23 protein-coding genes are annotated in these 13,571 nt (G+C 62.0%); all 23 read right to left on the reverse strand.

Annotated elements, in window-relative coordinates; all coding sequences use genetic code 11:
- Positions 1–576 carry a 30S ribosomal protein S5 gene (rpsE, locus tag DJ029_RS07620; RefSeq protein WP_112321748.1) on the reverse strand — a complete coding sequence of 192 codons (576 nt, stop codon included), beginning with the start codon at positions 574–576 and terminating at the stop codon, positions 1–3.
- A 12-nt stretch (positions 577–588) separates the two neighbouring features.
- A complete protein-coding gene (gene rplR / locus DJ029_RS07625) occupies positions 589–948 on the reverse strand; it encodes a 50S ribosomal protein L18 (protein ID WP_112321749.1) in 360 nt (119 codons plus the stop codon).
- 12 nt (positions 949–960) lie between these two features.
- Positions 961–1,494 carry a 50S ribosomal protein L6 gene (gene rplF / locus DJ029_RS07630; RefSeq protein WP_112321750.1) on the reverse strand — a complete coding sequence of 178 codons (534 nt, stop codon included), beginning with the start codon at positions 1,492–1,494 and terminating at the stop codon, positions 961–963.
- Between the two features lie 12 nt (positions 1,495–1,506).
- Positions 1,507–1,905, reverse strand: a complete 399-nt coding sequence (rpsH, locus tag DJ029_RS07635) for a 30S ribosomal protein S8 (protein ID WP_112321751.1) — start codon at positions 1,903–1,905, stop codon at positions 1,507–1,509.
- 13 nt (positions 1,906–1,918) lie between these two features.
- A complete protein-coding gene (gene rpsN, locus DJ029_RS07640) occupies positions 1,919–2,224 on the reverse strand; it encodes a 30S ribosomal protein S14 (protein WP_112321752.1) in 306 nt (101 codons plus the stop codon).
- Between the two features lie 19 nt (positions 2,225–2,243).
- Positions 2,244–2,804 (reverse strand): 50S ribosomal protein L5, encoded by a 561-nt coding sequence (gene rplE / locus DJ029_RS07645; RefSeq protein ID WP_112321753.1) that lies wholly within the window; start codon positions 2,802–2,804, stop codon positions 2,244–2,246.
- Positions 2,797–3,111 carry a 50S ribosomal protein L24 gene (rplX, locus tag DJ029_RS07650; protein WP_112321754.1) on the reverse strand — a complete coding sequence of 105 codons (315 nt, stop codon included), beginning with the start codon at positions 3,109–3,111 and terminating at the stop codon, positions 2,797–2,799. Before rplX ends, rplE begins: the two co-directional genes overlap by 8 nt.
- Positions 3,111–3,479 carry a 50S ribosomal protein L14 gene (rplN, locus tag DJ029_RS07655; protein ID WP_112321755.1) on the reverse strand — a complete coding sequence of 123 codons (369 nt, stop codon included), beginning with the start codon at positions 3,477–3,479 and terminating at the stop codon, positions 3,111–3,113. The genes rplX and rplN overlap by 1 nt, the downstream gene beginning before the upstream one ends.
- Before the next feature lie 61 nt (positions 3,480–3,540).
- Positions 3,541–3,771: a 30S ribosomal protein S17 gene (gene rpsQ, locus DJ029_RS07660; RefSeq protein ID WP_112321756.1), complete on the reverse strand. Its 231-nt coding sequence runs from the start codon at positions 3,769–3,771 to the stop codon at positions 3,541–3,543.
- Between the two features lies 1 nt (position 3,772).
- Positions 3,773–3,979, reverse strand: a complete 207-nt coding sequence (gene rpmC, locus DJ029_RS07665) for a 50S ribosomal protein L29 (RefSeq protein WP_112321757.1) — start codon at positions 3,977–3,979, stop codon at positions 3,773–3,775.
- A gap of 291 nt (positions 3,980–4,270) precedes the next feature.
- The gene (gene rplP, locus DJ029_RS07670) at positions 4,271–4,684 is read right to left on the reverse strand and encodes a 50S ribosomal protein L16 (RefSeq protein ID WP_112321758.1); all 414 of its coding nucleotides are present in this window, start codon (positions 4,682–4,684) and stop codon (positions 4,271–4,273) included.
- Positions 4,685–4,714: 30 nt separating this feature from the next.
- Positions 4,715–5,416: a 30S ribosomal protein S3 gene (gene rpsC, locus DJ029_RS07675; protein ID WP_112321759.1), complete on the reverse strand. Its 702-nt coding sequence runs from the start codon at positions 5,414–5,416 to the stop codon at positions 4,715–4,717.
- Positions 5,416–5,796, reverse strand: coding sequence for a 50S ribosomal protein L22 (gene rplV / locus DJ029_RS07680; protein ID WP_112321760.1), 381 nt, complete (start codon positions 5,794–5,796; stop codon positions 5,416–5,418). The genes rpsC and rplV overlap by 1 nt, the downstream gene beginning before the upstream one ends.
- A 5-nt stretch (positions 5,797–5,801) precedes the next feature.
- Positions 5,802–6,080 carry a 30S ribosomal protein S19 gene (rpsS, locus tag DJ029_RS07685; RefSeq protein ID WP_112321761.1) on the reverse strand — a complete coding sequence of 93 codons (279 nt, stop codon included), beginning with the start codon at positions 6,078–6,080 and terminating at the stop codon, positions 5,802–5,804.
- A 3-nt stretch (positions 6,081–6,083) separates the two neighbouring features.
- A complete protein-coding gene (gene rplB / locus DJ029_RS07690; RefSeq protein WP_112321762.1) occupies positions 6,084–6,923 on the reverse strand; it encodes a 50S ribosomal protein L2 in 840 nt (279 codons plus the stop codon).
- Between the two features lie 122 nt (positions 6,924–7,045).
- Positions 7,046–7,342 carry a 50S ribosomal protein L23 gene (locus DJ029_RS07695; protein WP_112321763.1) on the reverse strand — a complete coding sequence of 99 codons (297 nt, stop codon included), beginning with the start codon at positions 7,340–7,342 and terminating at the stop codon, positions 7,046–7,048.
- On the reverse strand, positions 7,339–7,959 hold the full coding sequence (rplD, locus tag DJ029_RS07700) for a 50S ribosomal protein L4 (RefSeq protein WP_112321764.1): 621 nt from the start codon (positions 7,957–7,959) through the stop codon (positions 7,339–7,341). Before rplD ends, DJ029_RS07695 begins: the two co-directional genes overlap by 4 nt.
- The gene (gene rplC, locus DJ029_RS07705; RefSeq protein WP_112321765.1) at positions 7,956–8,837 is read right to left on the reverse strand and encodes a 50S ribosomal protein L3; all 882 of its coding nucleotides are present in this window, start codon (positions 8,835–8,837) and stop codon (positions 7,956–7,958) included. Before rplC ends, rplD begins: the two co-directional genes overlap by 4 nt.
- Positions 8,838–8,852: 15 nt before the next feature.
- Positions 8,853–9,161, reverse strand: coding sequence for a 30S ribosomal protein S10 (gene rpsJ, locus DJ029_RS07710; RefSeq protein ID WP_112321766.1), 309 nt, complete (start codon positions 9,159–9,161; stop codon positions 8,853–8,855).
- Between the two features lie 58 nt (positions 9,162–9,219).
- Complete coding sequence (gene tuf / locus DJ029_RS07715; RefSeq protein ID WP_112321767.1) at positions 9,220–10,395, reverse strand: elongation factor Tu; 1,176 nt, start codon at positions 10,393–10,395, stop codon at positions 9,220–9,222.
- 94 nt (positions 10,396–10,489) lie between these two features.
- A complete protein-coding gene (gene fusA, locus DJ029_RS07720) occupies positions 10,490–12,613 on the reverse strand; it encodes an elongation factor G (RefSeq protein ID WP_112321768.1) in 2,124 nt (707 codons plus the stop codon).
- Between the two features lie 21 nt (positions 12,614–12,634).
- On the reverse strand, positions 12,635–13,105 hold the full coding sequence (rpsG, locus tag DJ029_RS07725) for a 30S ribosomal protein S7 (protein ID WP_112321769.1): 471 nt from the start codon (positions 13,103–13,105) through the stop codon (positions 12,635–12,637).
- A gap of 12 nt (positions 13,106–13,117) precedes the next feature.
- Positions 13,118–13,489, reverse strand: coding sequence for a 30S ribosomal protein S12 (gene rpsL / locus DJ029_RS07730; RefSeq protein WP_112321770.1), 372 nt, complete (start codon positions 13,487–13,489; stop codon positions 13,118–13,120).
- Positions 13,490–13,571: the final 82 nt, after the last annotated feature.

A 13,571-nucleotide genomic window follows, 5' to 3' on the forward strand; every position in this document is an offset into this window, starting at 1 on the left:
TCAAGCCTCCGCGGTTTCTGCTTCGGCCGCGGCCGGTGCAGCGTCGGTCTTGGGCAGGATGTCGGCCACCTTCTTGCCACGGCGCGCTGCGACGTGACGGGGGCTGGCTTCCTTCTTCAGACCATCGATGGTGGCGCGGATCATGTTGTAGGGGTTCTGGGACCCGGTCGACTTCGCGACCACGTCCTGAACGCCCAGCATCTCGAACACCGCGCGGCAGGGACCACCGGCGATCACGCCGGTACCTGCGGGTGCGCTGCGCATCACCACCTTGCCGGCGCCGTGACGGCCCTGCATGTCGTGGTGCAGCGTGCGACCCTCACGCAGGGGAACGCGAATCATACCGCGCTTGGCTGCCTCGGTCGCCTTGCGGATCGCCTCGGGCACTTCCTTGGCCTTGCCCTTGCCGAAGCCGACGCGGCCCTTCTGGTCGCCAACAACCACGAGAGCAGCAAAGCCGAAGCGCTTACCCCCCTTCACGGTCTTGGAGACCCGGTTGATCGCGACCAGGCGGTCGGCGAATTCCGGGGTTTCGTCGCGGTTACGACGGTCCCGGCGATTGTCGTCTCTTGCCATAACAGTCGCTCCTTAAAACTTCAGGCCGCCTTCACGGGCGGCGTCGGCAAGCGCCTTGACCTTCCCGTGAAAGAGGAATCCGCCACGATCGAAATAAACGGCCTCGACGCCCGCGGCTTTCGCACGCTCGGCAATCGCGGAACCGATCTTGGCCGCGGCTTCGATGTTGTTCTTGCCCACCAGGCCGAAGTCCTTCTCCAGGGTGGAGGCCGATGCCAGGGTCTTGCCCTGGGCATCGTCGATCACCTGAACGGAGATGTTCTTCGACGAGCGGTGAACGCTCAGACGGGGACGGCCATCAGCCATCTTCCGCAGTTTGGACCGGACGCGCATACGGCGCGAACGGAACAGATCTCGTTTAGAGTTTGCCATATCGTTGCGCCCTTACTTCTTCTTCCCTTCCTTGCGGAAGATGAACTCGTCTTTGTACTTGATGCCCTTGCCCTTGTAGGGCTCCGGCGCGCGCCACTCGCGAATGTTCGCTGCGACCTGCCCGACGACCTGCTGATCGATACCCTCGATCGTGATCTCCGTCGGCTTGGGTGCGACGATGGTCACGGTGTCCGGGATCTCGAACTCGACATCGTGCGAATACCCGAGGCTGAGCTTCAGGACCTTGCCCTGAACAGCCGCACGGTAACCAACACCGTTGATCTCGAGCTCTTTCTTAAAGCCGGTGGTCACGCCGGTCACCAGGTTCTGAACCTGGGTCCGCGACGTACCCCACTGCTGGCGCGCCCGCTTGGACGTGCCACGTGGGGTCACTGTGACGGCGTTGTCTTCAACCTTTACGGTCACGTCATCCGTGGCCGTAAAGCTGCGGGTGCCCTTGGGCCCCTTAACTTCGATCGACTGGCCCGACACGGTGGCGGTGACGCCTCCGGGCAGCTCGACCGGTTTCTTACCAATACGAGACATGTGTCAGCCCCCTCAGAAGATCGTGCACAGGACCTCGCCGCCAACATTGGCAGCGCGGGCTTGTGCATCGGACATGATGCCCTTGGGCGTGGAGACGATCGCCACACCCAGGCCCTGACGGACCTGCGGGATTTCCTTGACGCCGGAATATACACGACGGCCGGGCTTGGACACGCGACGCAGTTCGCGGATCACGGGCTCACCGTCGTAGTACTTCAGGCTGATCTCCAGCTCCGGGTGACCGGCAGCGGAAGTCTTCTTCTCATAGCCGCGAATGTAGCCCTCTTCGAGGAGCACATCCAGCACCCACGCGCGGACCTTGGAGGCCGGCGTGCGCACGGTGGACTTGCCCCGCATCTGAGAGTTGCGGATCCGGGTCAGCATATCGCCGATAGGGTCGTTTACAGACATCGCAAATCCCTCCTTACCAGCTAGATTTGACCATGCCGGGGATCTGGCCATTGGAGGCGAGATCGCGCAGCGCGATACGGGACATCTTCAGCTTCCGGTAGTAGGAACGCGGGCGCCCCGTAACCATGCAGCGGTTGTTCAGACGGGTCGCCGAGGAGTTGCGCGGCAGTTTGGCCAGGGCCAGACGCGCCTTGAAACGCTCTTCCATCGGGAGGTCTTCATTCTTGGCGATCTCTTTCAGAGCAGCGCGCTTGGCGGCGTATTTCGCCACCAGCTTTTCGCGCTTTTTCTGACGCTCGATCATACTGACTTTCGCCATGTGCTTCTCTCCTTTCCGCTTACGACGTGAAGGGCATGTTGAACTTGGCCAACAATGCCTTAGCTTCCGCGTCGGTTTTCGCGGAGGTACAGATCACGATATCCATGCCCCAGACCTCATCGACCTGGTCATAGTTGATCTCGGGGAACACGATGTGCTCCTTCAGACCCATGGCGTAGTTGCCGCGCCCATCAAAGCTTTTGCTGCTCACGCCGCGGAAGTCGCGGACGCGGGGCATGGCGATGGTGGTCAGACGATCAAGGAATTCGTACATCCGAGCGCCGCGCAGCGTGACTTTCACGCCCAGCGGCATCTCTTCACGAACCTTGAAGCCTGCGATCGACTTCTTGGCCTTGGTGATGACGGGCTTCTGGCCGGCAATGGCCATCAGGTCGTCATGGGCCGACTTGATCTTCTTGGAGTCAGCCACGGCCTCGCCGATACCCATGTTCAGCACGATCTTGTCGAGCCGGGGGATCTGCATGTCGTTCTTGTAGCTAAACTCTTCCTTCAGCGCCGCCTTGATGGTCTCATCATAGAGCGCTTTCAGGCGGGGAGTGTAGGTTGCGGAATCAAGCATCGATCACTTCCCCCGATTTCTTCGCATAGCGAACCTTCTTGTCGCCTTCCATCTTGAAGCCAACACGGGTCGGGCCGCCCTCTTTCGGGTCGATCAGGGCCAGGTTGCTCAGCTGGATCGGCATCGGGGTCGGGATACGACCGCCCTGGGATGCCTGGGACTGCTTGGTGTGGCGAATGGCGACGTTCACGCCATCGACGACGGCCTTGCCGACTTTGGGCAGAACCTGGGTGATCTCACCCTGGCGGCCCTTGTCCTTGCCGGCCAGCACGATGACCTTGTCACCCTTGCGGAGTTTGGCAGCCATTACAGCACCTCCGGAGCAAGCGAGATGATTTTCATGAAGCTCTTCGCCCGCAACTCACGCACGACCGGTCCGAAGATACGGGTGCCGACCGGCTCCCCCGCGTTGTTCAGGATGACGGCGGCGTTGCGGTCGAAGCGGATGGCGGTGCCATCTTCGCGGCGGACTTCCTTGGCGGTGCGCACGACGACGGCCTTGCGGACGTCACCCTTCTTCACACGACCACGCGGAATAGCCTCCTTGACCGACACCACGATGATGTCGCCCACGGAGGCGTACTTGCGTTTGGAACCGCCCAGGACCTTGATGCACTGAACCCGGCGAGCGCCGGAGTTGTCAGCAACATCCAGATTGGTCTGCATCTGGATCATTTGGTTTCTCCCGACCTGCGGGGCTCATCCCCGCGGTTTCGTTTAACCGGTTGGTTACCGCTTATTCGGCGATAACCTCCCAGCGTTTGTTCTTGGAAACGGGCGCGCATTCCTGAATGCGCACGGAGTCCCCAACCTTGAAAGTCTCGTTCGCGTCATGCGCACGGTACTTTTTCGATTTACGGATCGTCTTTTTCAGAACCGGGTGCGTGAAACGACGCTCCACGGAAACGGTGACGGTCTGTGCGTTGGCGTCCGACGTTACGGTGCCCGAAAGGATACGTTTGGGCATCTTACGCCTCCTGGGCGGCAGCTGCCGCTTTCTCGTTGAGAATCGTCTTCACGCGGGCGGCGTCACGGCGGACGACGCGCATGCGCGAGGTGTTTTCCATCTGGCCGGTGGCCGCCTGAAAGCGAAGGTTGAATGCCTCCTTCTTCAGGTTTTCAAGCTCCGTACGAAGCTCTTCGGGGGTCTTGTCCCGCAGTTCGCTGGCGTTCATGTGCCAAGTCCTTTTTCAACATCACCGGTCGGCCCCCCGAGGGGTCACCTTTGATCCGGTGGAGGTCTGGTGAAGACGCGCGTATAGGGGGTTTTCCCGAGGTTGGCAAGGGGGTCGTACCCGGGGCGACAAGAATCCCGGCCCATGAGGCTCTGCCCGGGGCGCGCCACCGTACCGCGGGCTGCGAAGGATCCCCCTTCCCGCCCCGACGCCGGGCCCTGAAACGGAAAAGCCCCCGCCGATCGCTCGGCAGGGGCCCAATTCGTGGGGTGGGTCAGAAACCCACCGAACTTACCAGTCTTCGCGCTGAACGAAGCGGCACTTCACGGGCAGCTTCATCGCGGCCAGGCGCAGGGCTTCCTGGGCGACGTCGAGCGGCACACCGTCGATTTCGAACATCACGCGGCCCGGCTTGACCTTGGCTGCCCAGTATTCGACGGAACCCTTACCTTTACCCATCCGGACTTCCGTGGGCTTCTTGGACACGGGTACATCGGGGAAGATGCGGATCCAGACACGGCCCTGACGCTTCATGTGACGGGTCATGGCACGACGTGCGGCTTCGATCTGGCGCGCGGTGACACGCTCCGGCTCGGTCGCCTTCAGGCCGAAGGTGCCGAAGTTCAGGTCGAAACCGCCCTTCGCGTCACCCTTGATGCGGCCCTTGAACTGCTTGCGGTATTTCGTACGCTTTGGTGAAAGCATGACTTATTCCTCTCGGGGTAGGGGCTGTCCTCAGCGGCGCTGCGGACGGCCACCCCCACCTTCCTGAAGTTCCGACTGGCGACGATCGCGGGCTTGCGGATCATGCTCCATGATCTCGCCCTTGAAGATCCAGACCTTGATGCCGATGATCCCGTAAGCGGTCAGCGCCTCGTAATGCGCGTAGTCGATGTCCGCACGCAGGGTGTGCAGGGGCACACGGCCCTCACGGTACCACTCGGTACGGGCGATCTCCGCCCCGCCGAGACGGCCGGCCAGGTTCACACGGATCCCGAGGGCGCCCATGCGCATGGCGTTCTGCACCGCACGCTTCATCGCGCGACGGAAGCTCACCCGGCGCTCAAGCTGCTGACCGATGTTCTCTGCCACCAGGGCGGCGTCGATCTCGGGCTTGCGGACCTCGACGATGTTGAGGTGCAGCTCGGACTTCGTGAACTCGCTCAGCTTCTTGCGCAGCGCTTCGATATCCGCGCCCTTCTTGCCGATGATGACACCGGGACGGGCAGCGTGGATCGTGACGCGGCACTTCTTGTGCGGACGCTCGATGATCACCCGGGAGATACCGGCCTGCGCGCAGTTCTTCTTGATGTATGCGCGGATGGCGAGATCTTCGTGCAGCAGGTCGCCGTATTCCTTGCGGTCGGCATACCAGCGGCTGTCCCAGGTGCGGTTGACCTGCAGGCGCAGGCCGATGGGGTTTACTTTGTGGCCCATTAGGCTTGCTCCTCGATCTGGCGCACCTTGATGGTGACCTGGCTGAACGGCTTCAGGATCTTGCCGAACCGACCACGAGCCCGGGGACGCCCGCGCTTCATGACCAGGTTCTTGCCGACATAGGCTTCGACCACGACCAGCTCATCCACATCCAGGTTGTGGTTGTTCTCGGCGTTGGCGATGGCGGACTGAAGGGTTTTCTTCACGTCCTCCGCGATCCGTTTCTTGGAGAAGGTCAGATCGTTCAGCGCCTTGTCGACCGGCTTGCCACGGATCATCGCCGCTACCAGGTTCAGCTTCTGGGGCGAGGTACGCAGCATGCGGCTGACGGCCATCGCCTCGTTCTCCGCCACGCGGCGGGGGTTTTTCTCTTTACCCATCGGGCTTACCTCCGCTTCGCTTTTTTGTCGGCCGCATGGCCGTAATACGTACGTGTCGGGGAATACTCACCGAACTTCTGGCCGATCATATCCTCGGTGACGCTCACCGGGATGTGCTTGTGACCGTTGTAGACACCAAACGTCAGACCCACGAACTGGGGCAGGATGGTGGAACGACGGGACCAGATCTTGATCACTTCTTTGCGGCCAGACTCGCGCGACTTCTCCGCCTTTTTCAGGACGTAGCTATCGACGAACGGACCTTTCCATACAGAACGTGCCATGTCTTAGCGGCCCTTCTTCTTCGCGTGGCGGGAACGGATGATGAACTTGTCGGTCGTCTTGTTGGTCCGAGTCCGTGCACCCTTGGTCGGCTTGCCCCAGGGCGAAACCGGGTGACGACCGCCCGAGGTGCGGCCTTCGCCGCCGCCGTGCGGGTGATCGATCGGGTTCATCACGACACCACGTACCGACGGGCGGATGCCCTTGTGACGGTTGCGGCCCGCTTTACCGAGGTTCTGGTTCGAGTGATCCGGGTTCGACACGGCGCCAACGGTGGCCATGCACTCCTGGCGGACCATGCGCAGCTCGCCCGAGCTGAGACGGATCTGGGCATAGCCCCCGTCCCGGCCGACGAACTGGGCGTAGGTACCGGCGGCACGTGCGATCTGACCGCCCTTGCCCGCTTTCAGCTCGATGTTGTGGATGATCGTCCCGATCGGCATGCCGAGGAACGGCATCGCGTTGCCGGGCTTCACGTCAGCCTTGGCGGACGAGATGATGCTGTCGCCCACGGCAAGGCGCTGCGGCGCCAGGATGTAGGCCTGCTCGCCGTCTTCATAGCGGATCAGGGCGATGAACGCGGTCCGGTTGGGATCGTACTCGATCCGCTCGACCGTTGCGGGGATGTCCATCTTGTTGCGCCGGAAATCCACGATCCGGTACAGGCGCTTTGCGCCACCGCCGCGGCGGCGCATGGTGATCCGTCCGGTGTTGTTCCGGCCCGCTTTCTTGCTCAAACCCTCGGTGAGGGCTTTGACAGGGCGGCCTTTCCAAAGCTCCGAACGGTCGATCAGAACCAGCCCGCGCTGGCCTGGCGTTGTCGGCTTGTACGACTTCAATGCCATCTTGCTGTCTTCCGTTTGCTTTCAGGGTGCGCTTTCACGCACCGGTTCTTCTCAGCGGTGCGTGTCGCCACGTACCAAGTCGTTAAAGGGGCGCGTGCAAACACGCACCCCGTAGTCGGTGGTCAGAGACCCGTCGTCACGTCGATGGTGTTACCCTCTTCGAGCGTCACATAGGCCTTCTTGACGTCCTTGCGGACACCAGGCTTGCCACGAAAGCGCTTGACCTTGCCTTTGGTGATGGTGGTGTTGACCGCCTTCACCTTGACGCCGAACAGCGTTTCGATGGCTTCTTTTATGATCGGCTTCGTCGAGTCAATGGCGACTTCGAAAACAACCGCATTCGCCTCGGAGGCCATGGTGGCCTTCTCGGTGATGATCGGCTTGCGGATCACGTCGTAAAGAGCTGCCTTGTCGGTCATTTCAGACGAGCCTCCAGTGCTTCGACGCCAGCCTTGGTGATGACCAGCGTGTTGCGGCGCAGGATGTCATAGACGTTCGCGCCATGGCTGGGCAGCACGTCGATTCCCTCCAGGTTCTGGGCGGCGCGAACGAAGTTGGCGTTCACCTCCGGCCCGTCGATGACCAGTGCCTTCTTCCAGCCCATGTCCTTCATGGCCTTGGCAAGCAGCTTGGTCTTGCCCTCGGCCACGTCGGCATTTTCCAGGATGACCAGCTGGCCCGCAGTTGCCTTCGCGCTCAGCGCATGGCGCAGCCCGAGGGCGCGGAACTTCTTGGTAAGGTCATGCTCGTGGCTGCGCGGGGTCGGACCCTTGTAGACACCACCCTTGCGGAAGATCGGCGCGTTGCGGGACCCGTGGCGTGCGCCGCCGGTGCCCTTCTGGCGATAGATCTTCTTGGTGGAGTAGCTCGTTTCCGAGCGGGTCTTCACCTTGTGCGTACCCTGCTGCTTGCGGGCAAGCTGCCAGCGCACAACACGGTGCAGGATGTCCGCGCGCGGCTCAAGCCCAAAGACCTCGTCAGAGAGGTCGATGGACCCGGCTTTACCGGCATCAAGGTTGATTACATCGGTCTTCATTTTTCCTCGCCCCCTTCCGGAGCATCCGTAGCAGCGGCATTGTCGGCTTCTGCGGACTTCTCGGCCTCGATCTGTGCTTCGGCTTCCGCGAGTGCGGCTGCTTCCTCGGCTGCGGCCTGCTCGGCAGCGGCCTTTGCGGCGGCCTCTTCCTCGGCAGCAGCAGCGGCGGCGGCTTCCTCGGCAGCGCGCTTGGCGGCTTCGGCGGCGGACTTCAGGGCGGCGGGCAGGATCGCATTCTCAGGGAACGGCTTCTTCACCGCATCCTTGACCAGCACCCAGGAACCCTTGGAACCGGGAACCGCGCCCTTGACCATGATCAGGCCACGCTCGCTGTCGGTCTTGACGACCTGCAGGTTCTGCGTGGTGACACGGACAGAGCCCATGTGACCGGCCATCTTCTTGCCCTTGAACACCCGGCCCGGATCCTGGCACTGCCCGGTGGAGCCGTGCGAACGATGCGAGATCGACACACCGTGGGATGCCCGGAGGCCCCCGAAGTTGTGCCGCTTCATCGCACCGGCAAAACCCTTACCGATCGTGGTGCCGGCGATATCGACGAACTGACCCGCGAAGTAGTGGTCAGCCGTGATCTCTTCGCCCACGTCGATCAGGTTTTCAGCCGAAACGCGGAACTCGGCCAGCTTGCGCTTGGGCTCGACTTTCGCGGCGGCGAAATGGCCACGCATCGGCTGGCTGGTGTTCTTTGCACGGGCGGCGCCCACCCCGAGCTGAACAGCCGAGTAGCCGTCCTTCTCTCCGGTACGCTGTGCGACGACCTGAAGGCCGTCCATGTGCAGGACGGTGACAGGAACCTGCCGGCCGTCTTCCATGAACAACCGGGTCATGCCCAGTTTCTTTGCTATTACTCCAGAACGCATCTGTTCCACGCCCCCTTAGAGTTTGATCTCGACATCCACACCAGCGGCGAGGTCGAGCTTCATGAGCGCGTCCACCGTCTGGGGGGTCGGATCGACAATATCCAGCAGACGCTTGTGCGTCCGGATCTCGAACTGTTCCCGGCTCTTCTTGTCCACGTGCGGGCCGCGAAGAACGGTATACTTCTCGATCTTGTTCGGCAGCGGGATCGGGCCGCGCACACGCGCGCCGGTCCGCTTGGCCGTCGACACGATTTCCGCAGTGCTGGCGTCCAGCACCCGGAAATCGAAGGCCTTCAGCCGGATTCTTATGTTTTGGCTTTGCATGTCTCGATGCCCTTTTGGCCTGGCACGGGGGCATGTGCCCCCGGCCTGGTTGTCCCGCTTACTCGATGATCTTGGAAACGACGCCCGAACCCACGGTCCGGCCGCCTTCGCGGATCGCGAAGCGCAGTTTGTCTTCCATCGCGATCGGCGCGATCAGCTCGACGTTGAACTTCAGGTTGTCGCCCGGCATCACCATTTCCGTGCCCTCGGGCAGCTCAACGGTCCCGGTCACATCCGTCGTGCGGAAGTAGAACTGCGGACGGTAGTTCGCGAAGAACGGCGTGTGACGGCCACCTTCGTCCTTGGTCAGGATGTAGACCTCGGCTTCGAACTTCGTGTGCGGCATCACCGACTTCGGCTTGCACAGAACCTGACCACGCTCAACGCCGTCACGGTCGATGCCGCGCAGCAGAACGCCGACGTTGTCACCGGCTTCACCGCGGTCCAGCAGCTTGCGGAACATCTCGACGCCCGTGCAGGTCGTCTTCTTGGTGTCCTTGATGCCCACGATCTCGATCTCGTCGCCGACGTTGATCACGCCACGCTCGATACGACCGGTCACAACGGTACCGCGACCCGAAATCGAGAACACGTCCTCGATCGGCATCAGGAACGGCTGGTCCACGGCACGCTCGGGCTGCGGGATGTACGCGTCAACAGCGGCCATCAGTTCGGCGATCTTGTTCGCGCCGATTTCCGGATCGCGGTCTTCCAGCGCGGCCAGGGCCGAGCCGGCGATGATCGGAATGTCGTCGCCCGGGTAGTCGTATTCGTTCAGAAGCTCGCGAACTTCCATTTCCACCAGCTCGAGCAGTTCCTCGTCGTCCACCTGGTCGACCTTGTTCAGGAACACGACCATGGCGGGGATACCCACCTGGCGGCCCAGCAGGATGTGCTCGCGCGTCTGCGGCATCGGGCCGTCAGCGGCGTTCACCACCAGGATCGCGCCGTCCATCTGCGCGGCACCGGTGATCATGTTCTTCACGTAGTCCGCGTGGCCGGGGCAGTCGACGTGCGCGTAGTGACGCGCTTCCGTCTCGTACTCCACGTGCGCCGTCGAGATGGTGATCCCGCGAGCCTTCTCCTCCGGCGCGCCGTCGATCTCGTCGTACGCCTTGAAGTCGCCGAACTGCTTCGTGATCGCCGCCGTCAGCGTCGTCTTGCCGTGGTCAACGTGGCCGATCGTGCCGATGTTCACGTGCGGCTTGTTACGCTCAAACTTTGCTTTTGCCATGATGGCCTCCTGTCAATTTCGAGAGGGAGCGTGCGCACACGCCTCCCATGTTCCGTCGCACCCCGTGGGGTGCGTGATTTCACGCACCGCGCCTTTACGCGTACTTCGACTGGATCTCTTCCGAGATGTTCTGCGGGACCGGCTCGTAGTGGTCGAACTGCATGGTGAAGTTCGCCCGGCCCGAGCTCATGGAGCGCAGGTTGTTGATGTAGCCGAACATGTTCGCCAGCGGAACGAAGCAATCGATCGCGATCGCGTTGCCACGGGTATCCTGCCCCTGCACCTGCCCGCGACGGGAGGTGAGGTCGCCGATGATGCTGCCGGTGTACTCTTCCGGCGTGATCACTTCCACCTTCATCACGGGTTCCAGCAGCTTCGCACCGGCCTTCTTCAGGCCTTCGCGCATGCACATACGAGCAGCGATCTCGAACGCCAGGACCGAGGAGTCGACGTCGTGGAACTTGCCGTCCACCAGCGCGACCTTGAAGTCGATCACCGGGAAGCCAGCCAGCGGACCGGAGTCCATCACCGACTTGATGCCCTTTTCCACGCCCGGGATGTATTCCTTGGGCACGGACCCACCGACGATGCGGCTCTCGAAGGAGTAGCCTTCGCCCGCTTCGGTCGGGGTGATGATCAGCTTCACCTCGGCGAACTGACCCGAACCACCCGACTGTTTCTTGTGGGTGTAGGTGTGCTCAACTTCGTGACCGATGGTCTCGCGGTAGGCAACCTGGGGCGCACCGATGTTGGCTTCGACCTTGAACTCGCGCTTCAGACGATCGACCAGGATGTCGAGATGAAGTTCGCCCATGCCCTTCATGATGGTCTGACCGGACTCGAGGTCGGTCTCCACCCGGAAAGAGGGGTCTTCCGCGGCCAGACGGGCCAGACCCTGGGACATCTTCTCCTGGTCGTTCTTGGTCTTCGGCTCGACCGCAATCTCGATCACGGGATCGGGGAAGGTCATCGTTTCCAGAACCACGGTCTTCTGCGGATCACACAAGGTGTCGCCTGTCGTGGTGTCCTTCAGACCGGCCAGCGCGATAATGTCGCCTGCGAACGCCTCTTCGATTTCCTGGCGTTCGATGGCGTGCATGATCATCATCCGGCCAACGCGCTCGCGCTTGCCCTTGGTCGAGTTCAGCAGCTGGTCGCCCTTCTTGATCATCCCGGAGTAGATCCGGGTGAAGGTCAGCGAGCCGACGAACGGGTCGTTCATGATCTTGAACGCCAGCGCCGAGAACGGCTCTGCGTCGTCTGCGGGGCGGGCGATGTTACGCACTTCTTCCTCATCATCGGGCGAGAAGCCCATGAGGGTCGGCACGTCTTTCGGCCCGGGCAGGAAGTCCACCACGGCGTTGAGCAGGGGCTGCACGCCCTTGTTCTTGAACGCGGAGCCAGCCAGCATCGGAAAGAACGACAGCGACAGCGTGCCCTTGCGGATCAGCTTGCGCAGGGTCGCCTCGTCGGGCTCCTGACCTTCCAGGTAGGCTTCCATGGCGTCGTCGTCCATGTCTACGGCAAGTTCGATCATGTTGCCGCGCCACTCTTCGGCCAAGTCCTTCAGCTCTTCACGGATCGGCCGACGCTCCCAGGAGGCGCCGAGGTCTTCACCGATCCAGACCCACTCTTCCATGGTGATCAGGTCGATGATGCCTTCGAGCTGGTCCTCGGAACCGATCGGCAGGGCGATCGGCAGCGGGGTGCCGCCGGTGCGGTCCTTGACCATCTTCACGCAGTTGAAGAAGTCGGCGCCGATCTTGTCCATTTTGTTGACGAACACCAGGCGCGGAACCTTGTAGCGGTCAGCCTGACGCCACACCGTTTCGGTCTGCGGCTCGACACCGGCGTTGCCGTCGAGCAGCGCAACCGCGCCGTCCAGAACCGCCAGCGACCGCTCGACTTCGATGGTGAAGTCGACGTGGCCCGGGGTGTCGATGATGTTGAAACGGGTCTTGGTGTCCGACGTCCCATCGGCAGTCGGATCGACCTGACGCTGCCAGAAGGTCGTGGTCGCCGCCGAGGTGATCGTGATCCCCCGCTCGGCTTCCTGTTCCATCCAGTCCATGGTCGACGCACCCTCGTGGGTCTCGCCCATCTTGTGGTTCTTGCCGGTGTAGAACAGGATGCGCTCGGTCATCGTCGTCTTGCCGGCATCGATGTGAGCCATGATGCCGAAGTTACGATAGCGGTCGAGGGGATATTCGCGTGCCATGGGTGTCTGTCCTCTGCCGGATTACCAGCGGTAATGGCTGAACGCTTTGTTCGCGTCGGCCATCTTGTGCGTGTCTTCGCGCTTCTTCACGGCGGAACCTCGGGACTGAACTGCGTCCATCAGCTCGCCTGCAAGGCGCTCTTCCATCGTGTTCTCGTTGCGGGCGCGGCTGGCCTTGATCAGCCAACGGATCGCAAGCGCTTCACGGCGCTCGGGGCGCACTTCGACGGGCACCTGGTAGGTGGCGCCACCAACCCGGCGGGAGCGAACCTCAACCGACGGCTTGATGTTGTCGAGAGCTTCGTGGAACACCTCGATCGGCTCTTTCTTGAGCCGGTCCTCAACGCGGGTCAGCGCGCCGTAGACGATGCTTTCAGCGACGGATTTCTTGCCGTCGAACATCAGGTTGTTCATGAACTTGGTCAGCACCGTGTCGCCATACTTGGCGTCGGGCAGAACTTCGCGTTTTTCGGCGCGATGACGTCGTGACATCTCTGCCTCTCCTTATTTGGGACGCTTGGCGCCGTACTTCGAACGGCGCTGCTTACGGTCTTTGACGCCCTGCGTATCGAGCACACCGCGAAGGATGTGATAGCGGACGCCGGGAAGATCTTTCACACGGCCGCCACGGATCAGGACAACGGAGTGCTCCTGAAGGTTGTGGCTTTCACCGGGGATGTAGCTGATGACCTCGTAGCCGTTGGTCAGACGCACCTTGGCGACTTTCCGCATGGCCGAGTTCGGCTTCTTGGGTGTGGTGGTGTAGACGCGCGTGCAGACGCCCCGCTTCTGCGGGCTGCCTTCCAGGTGCATCGACTTGGAGCGCTTAACTTTCGGCTGCCGCGGTTTGCGGATCAGCTGTTGGATCGTTGGCATGCGGTTCGTACCCCGTCTGATACCGTTTCAGTTTGTCCTCGGGCGCCGGGGCGCACGGGCTCGTCAGCTTGTGGCCCGTCAC

The sequence above is a fragment of the Oceanibium sediminis genome, from assembly GCF_003265325.1.
In the GTDB taxonomy this organism is placed as follows: Bacteria; Pseudomonadota; Alphaproteobacteria; order Rhodobacterales; family Rhodobacteraceae; genus Halovulum; species Halovulum sediminis.